At 41.2% G+C, this 17,078-nt stretch carries 12 protein-coding genes; 1 reads left to right on the top strand and 11 read right to left on the bottom strand.

What is annotated here, in order from left to right; genetic code table 11:
• Window positions 1-593 precede the first annotated feature (593 nt).
• The 10 genes from BM102_RS00415 to BM102_RS00365 all read right to left on the bottom strand — a co-directional run bounded on the left by BM102_RS00415 (window position 594) and on the right by BM102_RS00365 (window position 13,824).
• Window positions 594-1,262 carry a hypothetical protein gene (locus BM102_RS00415; RefSeq protein ID WP_090477821.1) on the bottom strand — a complete coding sequence of 223 codons (669 nt, stop codon included), beginning with the start codon at window positions 1,260-1,262 and terminating at the stop codon, window positions 594-596.
• A gap of 133 nt (window positions 1,263-1,395) precedes the next feature.
• Window positions 1,396-2,217: a glycerophosphodiester phosphodiesterase gene (locus BM102_RS00410; protein ID WP_044935429.1), complete on the bottom strand. Its 822-nt coding sequence runs from the start codon at window positions 2,215-2,217 to the stop codon at window positions 1,396-1,398.
• Between the two features lie 119 nt (window positions 2,218-2,336).
• Window positions 2,337-3,146: an ABC transporter permease gene (locus BM102_RS00405; protein WP_044935427.1), complete on the bottom strand. Its 810-nt coding sequence runs from the start codon at window positions 3,144-3,146 to the stop codon at window positions 2,337-2,339.
• 7 nt (window positions 3,147-3,153) lie between these two features.
• Window positions 3,154-4,929 (bottom strand): HAD-IIIC family phosphatase, encoded by a 1,776-nt coding sequence (locus BM102_RS00400; protein WP_090477819.1) that lies wholly within the window; start codon window positions 4,927-4,929, stop codon window positions 3,154-3,156.
• A 15-nt stretch (window positions 4,930-4,944) separates the two neighbouring features.
• A complete protein-coding gene (locus BM102_RS00395; RefSeq protein ID WP_090477816.1) occupies window positions 4,945-6,936 on the bottom strand; it encodes a hypothetical protein in 1,992 nt (663 codons plus the stop codon).
• Window positions 6,936-7,517, bottom strand: coding sequence for a thymidine kinase (locus tag BM102_RS00390; protein ID WP_074789902.1), 582 nt, complete (start codon window positions 7,515-7,517; stop codon window positions 6,936-6,938). The genes BM102_RS00395 and BM102_RS00390 overlap by 1 nt, the downstream gene beginning before the upstream one ends.
• An 88-nt stretch (window positions 7,518-7,605) precedes the next feature.
• Entirely contained in the window at window positions 7,606-9,213 is a 1,608-nt protein-coding gene (locus BM102_RS00385; RefSeq protein WP_090477813.1) for a GGDEF domain-containing protein, read from the bottom strand.
• A 150-nt stretch (window positions 9,214-9,363) separates the two neighbouring features.
• Window positions 9,364-10,218 (bottom strand): VanW family protein, encoded by an 855-nt coding sequence (locus tag BM102_RS00380; protein WP_090477810.1) that lies wholly within the window; start codon window positions 10,216-10,218, stop codon window positions 9,364-9,366.
• Between the two features lie 115 nt (window positions 10,219-10,333).
• Entirely contained in the window at window positions 10,334-10,816 is a 483-nt protein-coding gene (locus BM102_RS00375; RefSeq protein ID WP_074789896.1) for a hypothetical protein, read from the bottom strand.
• Between the two features lie 758 nt (window positions 10,817-11,574).
• Complete coding sequence (locus BM102_RS00365) at window positions 11,575-13,824, bottom strand: glycogen/starch/alpha-glucan phosphorylase (protein ID WP_090477808.1); 2,250 nt, start codon at window positions 13,822-13,824, stop codon at window positions 11,575-11,577.
• Window positions 13,825-13,947: 123 nt separating this feature from the next.
• Here BM102_RS00365 and BM102_RS00360 point away from each other — a divergent pair, with 123 nt between their 5' ends.
• On the top strand, window positions 13,948-14,817 hold the full coding sequence (locus BM102_RS00360) for an AraC family transcriptional regulator (RefSeq protein ID WP_090477807.1): 870 nt from the start codon (window positions 13,948-13,950) through the stop codon (window positions 14,815-14,817).
• A 37-nt stretch (window positions 14,818-14,854) separates the two neighbouring features.
• On the opposite strand, the gene BM102_RS00355 is transcribed toward BM102_RS00360, so the two are convergent.
• The gene (locus tag BM102_RS00355) at window positions 14,855-17,077 is read right to left on the bottom strand and encodes a zinc ribbon domain-containing protein (RefSeq protein WP_090477804.1); all 2,223 of its coding nucleotides are present in this window, start codon (window positions 17,075-17,077) and stop codon (window positions 14,855-14,857) included.
• Window position 17,078 lies beyond the last annotated feature (1 nt).

Raw genomic sequence — 17,078 nt, 5'->3', positions numbered from 1 at the left:
ATCTGTATAGTCTAAGACGGACACTTTTTACCTACAAATATGGATTTCCAAAGCTATGGTACCTTGGGCTCATATTACATTCGTTAAGTAGAACTTAAAAAAGATATTTGTATAGATGAGCACCGTGGCACATTCAACGTCCTGTTTCAAGTGACCACTGCTGCCGCCGTCCTAGCGGCAGCTGCTCATCTATATCAAATATCTTTTTTGTTCTACTAAACTCATTTCAAAATCGCCCAAAGGTTACCATAGTTTTGGAAATCCATTTATTAAACAACAACAGTGTGTCCGTCCATTGACATACAGATTCAGAAAATGTACAGACCTGCAAAAGACGACAGCTAACAAGTGTGTGGGGATGGTGGCGGGCATTAAAAAAGCACCGCATCCGCAAAGTGAAGGTAAACCTGCTGACATTTATAAAATTGAATGTGTTAAAGACATTGCTCCAAATGGAGATTTTGAAAACATTGGTGAAACAAGATGAAGCTGTAGTAGAAGAATCAGAAACAGAAGGTTCTGAAGAAGAATAAAAACAAAAGACTTCGTATCCAAATAAGTTTACGAAGTCTTTTTGCTATATATTTATGTGATTACCAAACGTACATACCAGTTCCGTCTTCTAAAAATGTTTCCCCATTTTCAGTGAACCATGCGTCTAAAGATGCAAAAAAATCTGCGTTTGATGCCTGCATATCGCTCCACTCATTTGCGCGAGTTGCATTAATCTCATCTGGTGTTAATCCACCTGTTGCATCGTTTGCAGAAGGTGTGTATCCAGCAGTCTTTGTTGGCTTAGCAATTACAACATCAGGATTAGCAACTGATGTAACAGTAACGCCAGCCTTTGTTGCTGCATCAATAGTTGAAATACGGTTCTCGTTGATACCTGAACCAACATAGTGCTCAAACAATACTTCATAGTTGCCTGCTGCAACAGTTGCAACATCAGTATTAGCAGAAGCATATGCATCTACATTGAAAGTAGCAGAAGCATCACGACCTTCGTAAACACCGTTGTTCATGTAGTGGTTCATAAGAACTGCAGCATCTGTGCCAACAACTGCAACTACATCTGGATTCTTTTCAGCATAATACTTTGCATCAAACACCTGTGCAATAACCTGTGCATTAAGCTGCTGCTTAACAACCTGTGCCTGAGCCTCTGCTGCAGGAAGTTCTGCTGCATGAGCTGTAAGTCCTGTACTCATTGATCCCATCATCATTGCGGCCATAAGAGCCATTAGAATTTTCTTTTTCATTTTTCATCCTCATTAATATAACTATAGAAACCGTTATATATTACCCCCCCCATTATCTTCTGTCAAGTCTTTATAACGATACGAAGTATATAACGAAAAAAAGCACCGCGGATGCGGTGCTCGGATGTTTTTGTTAGATTGCGGATAGGTCGGCGAAGTCGGTGATGACGCCGTCCACGCCTAGGCGCTGGAGCGAAAGCATTTGACCTTTGGTGTCTGGTGTGTAGCAGTAGACCATGGCGCCTGCTTCGTGGATAGCCCTGACGGTTTTTGGGGTGAGGGTCTTCATGTTGACTCCGTAGTATTCGGCTGGGTATCTGGTAGGTAAGGTTGATTTACCAAAGGATGCCAGCATCATGATTGGTTGGTCAGGCGCGATTTCCTTGATTTGTGAGAGGTAATCGTACTTGAATGAAAGGAATACTACGCGGTCTAGAAGATTATATTCTGCGCATTTTTCATAGACTTCGTTGGCAAAATCAGGGTCCTCACCGATGTCTTTGAGTTCGCAAAAAATCCGCATGTTAGTAGCTTGCAAAAGAGCTAGGGTTTGATCCAGGGTTGGAATGCGCTCGAGGCGGTATTCTCTGCCGAACCATTCTCCTGCGTCAACTTGCAATAGTTCTTCGTATGTATAATCAGCGACTGATTTATCGTCGCCTGTTAATCTTTCAAGAGTGTCGTCGTGGTAGATAACCAGCTCTCCGTCTTTGGTTTTTCTGACGTCAAATTCTACTGTTTTGGCGCCACATGCATAGGCTCCAGCGAAGGCACTAAGGGTATTTTCGGGGTACATACCTGAGTAGCCTCTGTGAGCTACTACCTGCACCACAATATCCTCATCAGCATTTGCCGGTAAATAATAGAATTCGTTTAAGAAAACCAGAGACAATAGCAAGGTCACCATGCTGACAGCGACGGCTCTTCTTGCTTTGAAAAAACGTGGTATTTTCATATTCAGGCCCCCTTTATCAAGTTACTTATATTTTACCACTAATTCAATTGTCTGACAGCAAGCCTTGAACAAAAATATTGTCCGAAATCTGCCATTATAATTTATACAATTTGTAGTCTTTACAAAGCATCTGCAAACTGAGGCTGGAGCTTCTTAAATACGTGTGTTCCAAGGAGGAAAATAACGATTGTAAAGCACCAGAAATAAAGTGTTAAGCCTGGCTTCTCCCAGAATCCAATCTGACCAATAAAACTGTCACGATAGCCACTTGTGATGTAGTACATTGGATTGAGCTGGAGAACAATGCTTAACCAGTTTGGAATCTTGTCAACCATGGCATCAAAGTTCCACATGATTGGTGTTGCCCAGATGCCTACCTGTAAAAGTATATTTACAAGCTGAGCCATATCCTTGAAGAATACGCAAAGTGAGCTTGTAAGATAGATTAGTCCGATTGTAAGTACCATCATGGCACATGAATAATAAAGGGCCTGTAAAATATATGGTGTAATTGGAAATCTGTATAACAGATAAACAAGCAAAGTAAATAATACAAAGAAGCCGTGCACAAAAAGGGATGACACTGCTTTTACAACAGGTAAAACGTTGATAGGGAATACAACCTTCTTAACAAGATAATTGTACTCATGTAGAACAACGGTACCTGCTGAGAGTACCTCGCTAAAATAGAACCATGGAACGATACCAGCTGAAAGCCACAGTACAAATGGAGCGCTGATGCCAGCCTTTGTGCCCTGTGTTCCTTGATTCAAGGCCTTATCAAAAACAATCCAGTATACAAGGATTGTAATGATTGGCTGAACGAAAGCCCAAATAACACCAAGTGTTGAGCCTGCAAACTTCTGCTTGAAATCGTTCTTAGCAAGTTTCTGTATTAATTTTTTGTTTGTTAAAATGTCTTTAATCATAATATTCCTAATTCATTTTTATGTGCTTATTCTGATTCTCGTAACCACTTAAGTCAAGAGTCCAATCTGATGAGCCATCTTCCTTTTCTTCCACAAGAGTGAATCCCATATCGCCGTAGAAGTTCTTAACCATTTTGTTTTTAGCTGTTGGAAGATAATGACCGCGAAGCTCCTTAACTCCACGAGCCTTAAGGCGTGCTACCATTTCGTCCATCATAGCAAACTCCATGTCACGCTTGAGTACACGACAGCTCATAAGCCAAAGGTCAATGTCACATGCATCTCCATCAACATGGCCAATAGCAACGGTAACAACACCATTATCACCAAACTTATCAATAAGCTTTCCGTAAAGAGTGACATAGTTTGAATCAGCTGCTGTCTCCTCAATTTCTGTTTGAGTGAAACGCTTTGTTGTAAGGTTGAACTGATTTGACTTGTTTGTAAGCTGAGCAATACGGGCCATATAAACTGGCGCAAAGCTATCTATTTCAGCCTGCATCTCTAATGAGTCAAGATACTGGCCATAATCACTAAAGCTACTCTGAAGCTTGGCTCTTGCAGCGTTCTCCTGATACATTTCATTTCTCTTTAAATCGTCTGCGGAAATGTTTGTTGCTTCAAAGAAGCCTGAGCGGTCGATTGTCTGGATATAGTGAACCACATTATCAAGCTCTGGTGCGCATACACCCTTAAGCTGTTCTGTTACAATATGGCGCTCTGCTGGATTGTCATCAACAAATACTAAGCTCTCTGGAAGAAGGGTAAGCTCTGATGCAATGTCTGCAAAGTTTTTATCCTTTGGATCCCAGTTGGCCTTGATTGAAATGAAATCCTTTTCCTGGAATTCACTATCTGGATGGTTAATACCAGCTATAGCGTTTTCCATGTCATTTTTTGAATCTACATTTAATATTATGCCAAGCTGCTGATGCGCTTTAAGGTAACGCTGGAACTCTGTGTATGCCTGTCCCTCTGCTTCCTCTGGACCAAGGACAATACCATCAACACCATCGTCACCAATAACGCCGCCCCAAAGAGTGTTGTCCAAATCAAGAACAAAGCCCTTTTTATTCTTTCCAAGAAGTGACTTGATAATGTTGGCCACATTGAAAGCAAGTGATGGGATTGCTGGAACGCACATAGCGTATTTGTACATGTACCAGTAGAATGGATCAGACCATTCCTTTAAACCGTAATCTGCTGAGATGTAATTGATATCACAGATATAAAAATTCTCTGTAGACATGGCATAGTCATACATGCGCTGATTTAATCGTGTGATGAAGTTCATGGAACCACGGTAATCATATGCATCTCTGTTGCCAAGAAGTCTGAATAAAGGCATCTCGAAATTGTTCTGGATGATTGGGCAATTGTACTTTTCAGCAAGTGTCTTCCAGATTGTTTCGAACTTTGCGTATTGTGCATCTAAAAGCTCATCAACTGCCGCCCTATCCATTGCGAGGTTTGGGTAGCTTGTGATGTTGCGATTGCTAGTACACACATAAATGATGTCAGGTGCAAACTCTTCCAATTCAGGATTAGGAAAAACAGCATCCTCATAATACTTATTGTATTCACTCTCGTAAAACTCTGGACGAATGCCATTGTTAAGCAAGAACAATTCAAGCATAAGAATAATATTGGCAGTAGTACCTCCACCAAGAACAGCTATCTTCTTGTCTATAAACTTTGTATCTGTAGCAAGAAGCTCTTTTTTAATTCTCTTTTTCTTTGATAGTAAATAATCGCTATCAAATGGATACTCTAATTCCTTCATAAGCACCTCTCAAAATTAATTATTAACAGCAGACATGCCGCCGTCAGAATAATATCTATAAATGCTAACATCATCATTTGTAAAAACTAGTTTTAACTTTGGACTGTTTTCCCAATAGTCCGGATGATTTAATTCGGTAACAACCAGGTAGTCAACACCACTCATTTCCATAGCCGCTTCTGCAACTGCAGTATCCTCGCTATAGAATTTTTCATTGATGGAAAGCATGGCCTCAACCTGCTTTTCTGTGATGTCAGAATAGTCGTAGCCTTCTAGGTAAACCTGGCGCTCTGAAAAAGCACTGCAATAGAAATAGATACTTCTGTAATCTAAATCCTCTGTAAATCTATCTACAGCAACCATTGCATCCTCAGCTGTGTTGTCTCTAAGCCATAAATAAGCTTCCATTGTATCAGCGGAAACAAGATCCTGACGGTCTCCTGCCTCTGATTCATAAACAGCCTCTTGCTTGATATCGTCGTAGCAAAAATATCCAATATCGATAATTAAAAAGGCTGTTCCAATGCCAAAGAAAAGGTATGTGACATATGAAATCAATGTCTTTTTGTTCTCAATAAGATATTTCATTGCACCGTAGAAGATAAAGGCCGCATTTGTGATAACGAAATATCCCTGAGACAATCCTGGTACGCTAACTGAACAAAAGGCAGCAACGCCAATAATCACTGAGCCAATTACGAACCAGTCAAATATATCTCCAATAACTTTTTCTTTGATAAGTGTTCTGAACTTGCTGTATGCAAAAGCTGTAAACGCTAAAATGCAAGGACCAACAATACATACAATGCAAAGAAGAACAGCAATAATCACCCATGGGAAAGCCATGTAATCAAGACCAAGCTTTGAGAAAACCTGACCCACACGGCTGGCATCAAGTGTACCTGCTGGTGTAACTTCCATGGCTCTGTTGTTTGCGCCAGATGGATTTAATCCAACGGTAACTATCATGTATGTAAGTACGAATCCTAATGATGCACAAAATACATAGAAGAATCTAGGCATGTGAATCTTTTTAACCAGGATTGACTCAATAATAAATACTGACCAGGAAATTGTCACAAGGACGATTCCTGTAGTTCCCTTGAAGCCAGTGGCAGTAGCTGCTAAAAGATAGATTGCTATCATCACCCTGACAGAAAACTTGTCGTACCAAACATCTACTAAAACATCTACCAAAAGAACTGTGATAGATAAAGCAAGGCCCATAGCATTGCCATTTCCAAACAAATGATTATTCAACCAAGATGTTGGAAGCTTTGCTCCAACAACATTGACAGGAAGCAAGCAAATGCAAGACACAAGCATTCCTGCATAGTAAGAATAGTATCTAACGCCACGAATGCTTCTGCCACCACGAAGTCTCTCGCCTATAATCATCATGGCAAGAGTGAGTGGCCACGCACAAATCAAAGCATTGCCGTTCATGTATAGTCTGAAGGCATCCATGCCAAAGATGTGCTTGCACATGGCAAAAATAAGCTCATAAAAATAATGATAATAAAATGTAAGCCCAGAGATTCTGATATCTCCATTTGGGAAAGAACGGCTCAAGGATACAATGTTTCCTGTGTGGAAAAGGAAATCATGGTAAACCTGAGTAGTCTGTCCTGATAAGGCGCCAGCATATTTAAGCTGGAAATTAATAGTAGAAACTATAAAAATAAATCCAAATATAATTATTCCAAGCCATTTAAAATGCTCATAAGCATTGTAAACTGATGGGCGTCCTTTTTTGAAATAGCGGATAAGAGCTATCAAAGAAAGGATTGGGCCCGCAATGGTGATTAGGCCATTAACGCCGATTATTGACTCGATAAAATAAATGGTAGCTAGACAGATGAAGCCTAGGAAAAATCCAGATAAGAGTCTGGTGTATGCCTTTAATCGTCTAGGCAAAAGGAACTCCACAAGGAGCATTCCTGGCACCTGTATCCAAAAAATAACATATAACCAAAATATTACTGTAATTGCAAAGCTAAAAGTCATTAACTCTCCTCTTTCTCATCTGGGGCAAGCTGGCCCAGTTTAAAGTGCTTGCGGCAAAGTGCCACATAAGAGTCGTTTGCTCCAAGCATAACCTGTGGGCCTGAGCGTACAACTCCGCCTTCATTATATCTAGTGTTGCATGTGGCCTTGCGTCCACACCAGCACACAGTTTTGACTTCGTGAATAACATCAGCAATTGTGATAAGTCGTTCTGAACCAGGGAAAAGCTTATTTCTGAAATCTGCTCTAAGTCCATAAGCAACCACAGGCACATCCATAAAATCAACAATATCAGATAGAAAATCTACCTGCTCTGGTGTTGCAAACTGTACCTCATCAACAATGATGCAATCATATTTTTTAATTTCCTCCTCAGGCATTTTTATTAAATCCTCGAGGAAGACGCATTCGTTCTCCAAGCCGATTCTTGAGCGAACAACACGCTCACCGAATCTGGTATCCATTTCTGGCTTAACCAAAAGCGCATTCTGACCAACTTCCTGATAGTTGAAATGAGTCATAAGGGCATTAGCTGTCTTTGAAGAACCCATAGCTCCATAATAATAGTACAATTTTGCCATACAAAAAACCCCTTTACATAAATTGACAGAAGACCGAGCTTAGCCTTCTGTCTGGTTATAAATATTTTAATAATTACTTGTTTAAAAGTCAAAAAACTTTGTCCCATGCAAGAGTCTCTAATTCTGTGGCTCTGTGAATAATTCGAGCATTTGCCTTGCCATGGTTCTTAACAAAATACAATGCTAAATCAGCAGCATTCATATAATCCCATGCTCTATTGAGTGGTCTAGGAATGTGATTTACGATTCCCTGGGAAACTGTGACCTTTCCTATACCAAGGGCCTCGCCAGCAATTTCCATTGATTTTTGTATGTGACGAGCAACTTCTTTTATTTGCTCATCAGTCATGTCGTAGTAGTAAATGATGAATTCATCACCACCGTATCTAGCAACGAAAATCTTATCATCTTCGACACTCTTTAAAATTTTAGCAAGCATCACCAAAAGCTCATCGCCCTTGGCGTGACCGTATGTGTCGTTTACTTCCTTGAAGAAATCGATATCCATCATTTCAACAGCAAGTGTTTTGCCTTCGTTATTAGCTAATACAAAAAGCTCATCAATAACTGTATTGAGCTTCAGTCTGTTAGCAATACCTGTGAGAGGATCTGTCTCTGCGGCAGCCGAAAGGAACAGATTCTTTGTGCGCTGCTGAGCAAGCTCTGAACGAAGACGAAGAGTGGTCAAAAATGAACGCTTATTATCAACTGTTTTGATAGTGTTATATCTATAGTAGTTGCTGTAACTAGCCATGAGACGTTCTTTATCGCCCAATGCTTCGTACATCTTAATCTTGTACTCCTCAAGGAATACTCTTAGATTTATTAAATCGTCTTTTGATAAAACCTGTTCAGTCCTATCATACATCTTTTGAAGTTCCTGATAATCTTTTTCTTCTGTGAGTATTTCAATAAGCTGCTTAGCCTCATCGAAATAAACAATATATTCCTGGCAAGCATAGAATGACTCCAGGCAAAGAGCCTTCATTTCCTGAATCTTTGCTGTGTTATTTTTAAACTTGTAATATACGTATCTGGCAATTCTAATATCGAAAAGATTATTTATCTCTGGGTACTTCGCAATGATTTTTTCCATCTCAGCAAGTGCCTGATCTGCGCTTTCCTCATCCTTAAGGATTACATATAGCTTTACAATAAAAGCGTAATCCCCTGCCATAAGGCTAAGCTTGAAATCTTCGTCATCTATGAAACTGCAACATTCAATGGAACGATAATGATATTCTAGTGCTCTCTCGATAGCATCCATTTCCTCGCATAAAGAAGCAAAATTAGAACACGCCATAGCTTCAATGGCGTACAATCTGTGAGCCCTGGCGATTTCCATGGCATTAATGAAATAATCTTCGCTAGTGATGAAATGACCTTCACTTCTGAAAATAATACCTAGCTCATTGTAGCATCTACATAAGAGCTCGTATTCGTCTGTTTTGGCAAGGCCTCGAACGCCTGCCGACATGTAATATAAAGCTTGCGAATAGTCCTGATTTTGGCAACAGGCGTCGCCAAGAGCACAGCTTGCGTAATCCTTTAAATCCTCGTTTCCGCATTCTTGTGCTAAATCAAACAAATCGCAAGCAAAGCTAAGGTGTTTTTCGTTATCCACCTTTCGATACTTGTTTACGTTTTTGATAAGTTCCTGTACTTCCGGAGCTTGCTTACTCAACAATTCTTCCACTTATTATTCCCCTTGGTCAAAATCCATTTTGCAGCCCTAAGCTGTGCAGGGGAATCCTTTCCCCTACTGGTAAAATCCGAATTTTACCCTGTTGGGGCGTATTATAACATGATTCTTAGACCGTGACTACAATTAATTGTGCGAAAAATTTTAATTTTGCAAATAAAGTGCCGCTGTAAGATGTCCCTCATCCGCAAAAACAAAAACTACTATATTTGAATCATATGTATTCACAAACTTAAGATCTAATGAGCCCCATGAAATTGTGGCATCCCAGCCCTCTGGCAGATAGTATACTGGAAGAGAATGAGGATGTCTTTCAGTTGCTTTAATTCCTGCAGTCTTCATAGCTGCATATATAGTTGAAGAAACCTGGCAAACGCCTCCGCCGATTCCTGTTGCATGCTGCTTATTGATAAATACCGGTGCCTCAACAAAGCCATTTGCCGATGTACGCTTACCAATTGAATTTGATGCTGAGAAAGTGGCTCCTGGAGCAACCACTGTACCATCCACCTTTTCTGCAGCTACTTCGATATTGTGGCCTCTAGCTGCATTTGGATCATACTCTGTTGTATATGCTCCAAGCAAAGTGTAGGTTTGAGGCATATCAGTTGCTAAGGCTCCCACAGAAGGTGTGCCATCGCGGCCCTCTGCCTTTCCTGACAACACATAGTGAATAACATATGCTGGCATGTTATTTCCAAACACTGCAGCAAGGTCAGGATTCTTAATCATGTAGTCGGTAGCATTGAATGTACCACTGGCATTTCTTCCCTCGTACACACCGTATTTGATGTAATGCTCAAGATAATATATGTAACTTCCATCTGCCTTTGCCGCCACATCAGGATTCATAGCTGCGTAGTAATCAGCATTTAAAACCTGCGAATAAATCTGGTATTCTTCCTGGGTAGCTGCCTTTGCATCGATATGTGGCATAAGCACAACAGCAAAAGCTAAAACAAAAAGTGACAAGATGGCTTTATTAATCTTAAAATTCATCCTCGTTCCTCCCAAACTAAGTTGTCAGAAAATTATCTTAGTAACGCCATTTTATCACTTTTATTAGACAAATAAAACACCTCGGCCATTTTTTAGCCGAGGTGTTAATAAAAACTTATTTATTCTTTCTTGTTTCCTGGTCAAGTTCCTTCTGCTTACGAAGTGCCCAAGCACGAAGTCCCTTTTTCTTCTTTGTATCCTGAGTAGCATTGCCACCGCGGATGCCCTTTACCTTTGTGATGTAAAGACCAGAAACTGTAGCCTTAACTTCCTTCTTTACAGGAACCTCATCAAAGATTTCTGCATCGCAGATAAGAGTCATCATCTGTGGGCCAACCTTAGCCTTAACAACTGGAATCTTTGAATTCTTAGCATACCATGGTGTAGCAGCAACAACTGCCTCTGGAAGACCAGCTTCCTTAAGCTTCATGCGCTTCTTATCAATGATAAGCATTGAAACCTGCTGTGCAACTGCATCCATCTGATCCTGCTGCTCTGCACGCTTATCCTGTGCCTTCTTACCAAGAAAATATAATACAACGATTGCGGCAACCATAAGAACCGCAATAACGATGAGTACAATAGTCACTGTGCTCATAAAAACTTCCTCCTAATCTCCGGCTCCCCTGAGCCACAACTAGAAGATATTTTACCATGCACGCCCCTCAAAATCAATATCTAGGCCCCATCTTACCTGCCCTTTTCCATCTATTCGCACTGGCCCAGCCAGCCCTCCCCTACGGGCCCGACCACCAGGTCCCCCTACGGGACATCGCATGAATATTATGTTTTTCTAAAGCACAAGGAGAACACACTTATTTACAGGTGTCTTTTGCAGGTCTGTACATTTTCTGAATCGGTATGTCTGTGGACGGACACACAGCTCTTGGTTTATATGGATTTCAAAAACTATGGATACCTTTGGGTGATTTTGGAATGAGCTTAGTAGAACAAAAAGAGATATTTGATATGGATGAGCAGCTGCCGCTAGGACGGCGGCAGCAGTGGTCACTTGAAACACGACGTTGAATGTGCCACGGTGCTCATACATACAAATATCTCTTTTTTAATTCTACTTAGCAAATGGAATATGAACCCAAGGAACCATAACTTTGGAAATCCATGTAGATGACCTAGAGTGTCCGTACTAGAACATACAACTCTCCAAAAGGTTCATCCCGCAACAAGACACCTGTTGTGTGTTCTCCTTTTGTGCTAAGAAAAACTATAATATTCGCGAAATCGTCCCATAGGGGGACCTGGTGGTCGGGCCTGTAGGGGAGGGCTGGCTGGGCCAACTTACCTTGGAGAAGGGCAGGTAGATGGGCCAGCTGCAGTCCTTGGGTGGTGCATGGTTTATAGGTGCCAGATGTCGGCGTTGTACTGGGCGATGGTGCGGTCGCTTGAGAAGAAGCCTGCGTTTGCGATGTTTTTAACCATCTTGCGGCCCCATGTGAGGCGGTCTTCGTAGTCGGCGAAGGCTTTTTCTTTGGTCTGGCAGTAGTCTTTGAAGTCAGGGAAGGTCATGAACCAGTCCTTGTTGAGGAGTTCGTTGTAGAGACGCTCAAGGTTCTCCTTCTGGCCTACTGCAAGAAGCTCGTCTGATACGATGAAGTCTACGCACTTCTTAAGGTTTGCATCCTTTTCGTAGTAGTCGCGTGAGCAGTAGCTTGCATCTGCGTAGCGCTTGATTACTGTGTCTGAATCTTCGCCAAAGATGTAGATGTTGTCGTCACCTACAAATTCGTGCATTTCTACGTTGGCGCCATCCATTGTTCCGATTGCTACGGCTCCGTTGAGCATAAACTTCATGTTTGAAGTACCAGATGCTTCCTTTGAAGCGAGTGAAATCTGCTCATGGATATCGCAGGCTGGTATAAGCTTTTCTGCAAGTGTTACGTTGTAGTTTTCAACCATAACAACCTTGAGATATGGGCTTACCTCTGAATCCTTTGCAATGATTTCTGATAAGCAGAGGATAAGATGAATGATATCCTTTGCGATAACGTAAGCAGGTGCAGCCTTTGCGCCAAAGATAACTGTGATTGGACGAGCAGGCTTTTTGCCTTCTTTGATTTCAAAATATTTGTTGATTACGTAGAGGGCGTTCATCTGCTGACGCTTGTACTCATGAAGTCTCTTAATCTGAATGTCGTATACGCTGTTGTCGTCGATTTCGATGCCTTGTGTTTTTGCAAGGTAGTTCTTGAGAACAGTCTTGCGAGTATTCTTTACATCAAGGAAACGCTGAACAACTGCATCGTCGTTCATGTACTGCTCGAGCTTCTTAAGCTCTGTAGCATCCTTCTTGAAACCAGGACCAATAAGCTCTTCGATAAGCTTAGAAAGCTCTGGGTTACAATATAGTAACCAACGACGGAATGTGATTCCGTTTGTCTTGTTGTTGAACTTTTCAGGATAGAGTTCATAGAACTTGTGAAGCTCTGTCTCCTTTAATATTTCTGTATGAAGGGCAGCAACACCATTGATTGAAATGCCATAGTGGATGTCCATGTGTGCCATGTGTACAAGACCATCCTTGATGATGGCAACATCTGGGTCTGCAACCTTCTTTGCAATACGGTTGTGAAGCTCGCGAATGATAGGCATGAGCTGTGGAACAGCCTTCATCATAAAGTGGATAGGCCACTTTTCAAGGGCTTCTGCGAGGATTGTGTGGTTTGTGTAAGCTGTGCACTTTGAAACCACATCAATTGCCTCGTCCATTGTAAGCCCACGAATCTGAAGGAGTCGAATGAGTTCCGGTATAACCATTGATGGGTGTGTATCATTAATCTGAATTACAGCATAATCTGCTAAATCATAAAGGTTTGAGCCCTTTTCTACAGCTTCATCAAGGATGAGCTGAGCAGCATTTGAAACCATGAAATACTGCTGATAAACACGGAGTAATCTACCATTGTCATCAGAATCATCTGGGTATAAGAACAATGTGAGATTCTTTGTAAATTCGCTCTTATCGAAATTAATTCCATCTTTAATAATTGATTCATCTACTGTATCTACATCGAAAAGATGAAGCTTTGTTGTAACAGAATCATAACCTGTTACGTCTATATCATACATACGGGATGTTACATTGAAGCCACCAAAATCAACCTGATATGTGCGCTCTGTTTTTGTCATCCAGCTGTGCTCTGACATCCATGGGTTTGGTTCTTCATTCTGAAGATTATTGTTGAATACCTGCTTAAAAAGTCCCATGTGGTATGCCAATCCAACACCATCACCATTGAGACCAAGTGTTGCAATTGAATCAAGGAAGCAAGCTGCAAGACGACCAAGTCCACCATTTCCTAGCGAAGGCTCAACCTCGATTTCCTCTATTTCTGCAAGAGACTTTCCACAAGCCTCAAGCTCAGCCTTAACCTCGTCATATATTCCAAGATTGATAAGGTTGTTTGAAAGGAGCTTACCAATCAAAAACTCAGCGCTAATGTAATAGAGCTTTTTCTTGCCCCCAGCAATCTCCTTGCTCTTAGCCTTATCTTTTACATACTCAAGTAAGCCAACATAAATCTCTTCATTTGTACACTGATCCATGTGGCGACCAAATCGAATCTTAATATACTCATTTGCAGTCATAATTACCCTCCTCGGTGATTAATTAGTTACCATTTACTTGGATTATACTGCTCATATATGGGCTATTACTTGCACAAACCCACTATAAAATGATACTATTCTATCAAAATAGGAGATAGACACATGATTAATATTAACGATTATCAGTCCATACATGAGGTTACTAGCCACTTTGACTACAACATTCCATACAACACATATCCTTGTACTATTCCGCTGGATTTCGATTCGGTGCCACTACACTGGCATGAGGATGCGGAGTTTATCTATATAAAAAAGGGCGCAGGAATCATTATCATAGATGGAAATGAGAACACTGTAGCTGCCGGGGATATAGCGTTTATTTTGCCAGGCAAGGTTCATGGAATCTATCAGCTTTCTGATAATTCTATGGAATACGAAAATATCATTTTTGATTCAAAGATGTTTGCTTCCAACCTGGATGAATTCTATGATAGATTTCTCATGCCATTTTTCGAGAACACCGTGGATATTCCCCAAGTTTTTAGACCTGGCGTCACTGGATATGAAAGTATAAAGAAATATCTGGATAGCAACGACAACATCTCCAGCCACAGAGAAGGGGCATGGGGACTGGCTATCAAGGGCAATCTATATCTGCTTCTATTTAATTTAGTAACGCTTTATGAAGATAAGATTGATACAAAGAATAAGAAGAAAATCGACAAGCTAAAGCCTGTCATCAAATATGTAGAATTGAATTATGGTAATCAAATCACCGTTGCTGAAATGGCGGATTTGGCAGGTTTTTCTGAATCTCATTTTATGCGATTTTTCAAGGAGGCCTTCGGCGTAAGCTTCATAACTTATTTAAATGACTACAGGCTTTCTATGGCATCCCGCCTGCTTTTGGAATCGGAGGAGACAATCCTCACCATTTCCCAGCAGGTTGGCTTCGAAAATCTCTCCCACTTCAACCGTCAGTTCAAGCGCAAATATAATAAAACTCCCAGAGAATATAAAAAAGCATAGCAGCCGTAACTGCTATGCTTTATTTTTACCATTCTAATTAGTACCAACCGTAGGTGTCGTAATCCTCATCCTCGTAGTAGTAATCGTCGTAGTCATAATAGTCATCATAATAATCATCGTAGTAATAATCATCATAATAGTAACTATCATCGTAGTAGCTACCATATCCGTACAAACCAAGGATCATCATGTAGATAGCTTCATCATCGCCAGACTTTAATGTCTCACTGATTGTCTTGAGAACCTCAACGTATTCGCTAGGTACCTTTGCTGCCTCAAGGTTGCTAACTGTTGATGACAAATCAACAATCTTGAGAAGGTCAATCATCTCTTCTGAATCCATATTTTCAAGGTCGTAAACTGTTCCGGCCTTTGACATATCTGGCACATCTTCCATTGAGTATGAAAGATTTACCTGAAGAAGTGAATCATTGTCTGCCATAACGTTCATGTCGATTTTACCAGTAGTACCTTCTGCCTGAACTACAAAATCGTACTGAGCTAATGCAAGGAACTGCATGTCATCCTCGTAAATTGACTCTGTCATACCATCGCCAAGTGTAACAAGGAACTCTGCGTTTACACCGCGTGTCTTTCTATATGTCTTCTGATCGAAGTTCTTAACATCAACAGTAAAGTACTCTTCGTCGTCTAATGCAACTGTGTATGTTCCGTTTAAGAACTCATCCTGTGATGTGCCCTTACCATCAATTGTAAGTGTTTCACCCTCTGAATCAACAATCTTTAACTTAAGACCTGAATCAGCGCCATCCTCTGGCATGTATAATGTAAATACTTCGCCATCTGCGTCGTCGTCATATGAGATACCCTTGACGTTGAATGAGCTATCAAGGTAAACATAAAGAACACCAACATCCTTGTTCTTCTTAGGATTCTTTTCAATCTTCTCTAATGTCTTCTTAGCATCCTTCTTTGCATCAGAAATCTCTGATGTGATTTCATCCCAGTACTCTTCTGCATCTGTGTACTCAGAATACTCATCTGACTGAATCTCTGCCTCAAGGAATGGCATAAGCATTTCCTTAAGATCATCATCTTCCTCGAATGCCTCAGCTAAATCGTATGTAAGCTGAGCATCTGTCTGTGCGTCGATTGTGATAGCAAGCTCTGTGTATGTAGCCTTTACGCCGCTTGCCTTGATTTCCTTTTTGCCCTTTGTGATATCTGCGCCTGCAAGATCCTTCTTGATGATGCTTGCGTAGTTATCAGCTGTTGTGCTCATCTGAGCAGGTGTTGGATATGTCTCTGCGTATGTTGAAAGCTGTGTTGTGTAATCAGCGATTGCCTTAACGATTTCCTGCTTGTCGAAATCTGAGCCAACAAGGAATGATGCATCAGAAACAACTTCTGGAGCTGAAATGTAAGCCTCGCCTGCATTTGCATCAATAAGTGCCTGGAATGTAGTAATGTGTGTGCCGTTAATGCTTGCATCTACATCAAGTCCTAATGACTTATCCTGAACATCCATAGCGATTGTAGCACCTGCGCTATTGAACCAAGAAATATCTTCTGCAGTCATGCCCATTTCGTCTGCTAAAAGGCTCTTGATTTTGTCGCCAAGTGTAAAATCTACTGAAAGAGTCATATCGCCATTTAAATCAGCGTATGATTCCTGGATGGAATTGTAGCTAACCTCATATTCCTCAACAAGGCTGCCTGACTGATTGTCGATTGCTTTAGCAAGCATCTTTGCAGGATTGTTGATGAATTTATATGCGAAGAATCCGCCTACTGCAAGAAGTGCAATTACAACCACTACAACAATAGCGATGATAATTCCTTTCTTGCCCTTCTTAGGAGCTGGAGCTTCCTCAGCTGGTGGAATTGGTGACCACTGTGGAGCTGGCTCTGGAGTAGGCTGCTCTACTGGAGCTTCTGCTGCTGGCTGCTCCTCAGCCTGGGCAGACTGCTCAGAAAGCACTTCATCTACTGTAAGAACTTCTTCTGTATTTTCCTCTACTGGTGTTTCCTCTACTTCTGGAGCTTCCTCTGTCTCCGATACTTCCTCTACTGTCTCTTCTACAATCTCTTCTACTGTTTCTTCAACAACAGGAGTTTCCTCTACTTCTGGAATCTCCTCTACAACTGGCTCCTCTACTTCTGGAGCGGCCTCAACAACTGGCTCCTCAACAGGGGCTTCCTGTGGTGCTGGAGCTGCAGGCTGCTTTGCTGGAGTTCCACACTTTGGACAGAACTTCGCTGTGGCGCTAAGCTCAAATCCACATTTAGTACAAAACATA

The sequence above is a fragment of the Pseudobutyrivibrio sp. JW11 genome (assembly GCF_900115355.1).
Lineage (GTDB): Bacteria > Bacillota > Clostridia > Lachnospirales > Lachnospiraceae > Pseudobutyrivibrio > Pseudobutyrivibrio ruminis.
Note: the sequence above shows the minus strand (reverse complement) of the source record. Positions and strands in the feature narration are given on the sequence as shown.

What these genes read in the sequence shown, in the direction of transcription:
- BM102_RS00355 (WP_090477804.1), bottom strand. Translation starts at nt 17,077, where the DNA reads ATGTTTTGTACTAAATGTGGATTTGAGCTTAGCGCCACAGCGAAGTTC.
- BM102_RS00365 (WP_090477808.1), bottom strand. Translation starts at nt 13,824, where the DNA reads ATGACTGCAAATGAGTATATTAAGATTCGATTTGGTCGCCACATGGAT.
- BM102_RS00375 (WP_074789896.1), bottom strand. Translation starts at nt 10,816, where the DNA reads ATGAGCACAGTGACTATTGTACTCATCGTTATTGCGGTTCTTATGGTT.
- BM102_RS00390 (WP_074789902.1), bottom strand. Translation starts at nt 7,517, where the DNA reads ATGGCAAAATTGTACTATTATTATGGAGCTATGGGTTCTTCAAAGACA.
- BM102_RS00405 (WP_044935427.1), bottom strand. Translation starts at nt 3,146, where the DNA reads ATGATTAAAGACATTTTAACAAACAAAAAATTAATACAGAAACTTGCT.
- BM102_RS00360 (WP_090477807.1), top strand. Translation starts at nt 13,948, where the DNA reads ATGATTAATATTAACGATTATCAGTCCATACATGAGGTTACTAGCCAC.
- BM102_RS00410 (WP_044935429.1), bottom strand. Translation starts at nt 2,217, where the DNA reads ATGAAAATACCACGTTTTTTCAAAGCAAGAAGAGCCGTCGCTGTCAGC.
- BM102_RS00415 (WP_090477821.1), bottom strand. Translation starts at nt 1,262, where the DNA reads ATGAAAAAGAAAATTCTAATGGCTCTTATGGCCGCAATGATGATGGGA.
- BM102_RS00395 (WP_090477816.1), bottom strand. Translation starts at nt 6,936, where the DNA reads ATGACTTTTAGCTTTGCAATTACAGTAATATTTTGGTTATATGTTATT.
- BM102_RS00380 (WP_090477810.1), bottom strand. Translation starts at nt 10,218, where the DNA reads ATGAATTTTAAGATTAATAAAGCCATCTTGTCACTTTTTGTTTTAGCT.
- BM102_RS00400 (WP_090477819.1), bottom strand. Translation starts at nt 4,929, where the DNA reads ATGAAGGAATTAGAGTATCCATTTGATAGCGATTATTTACTATCAAAG.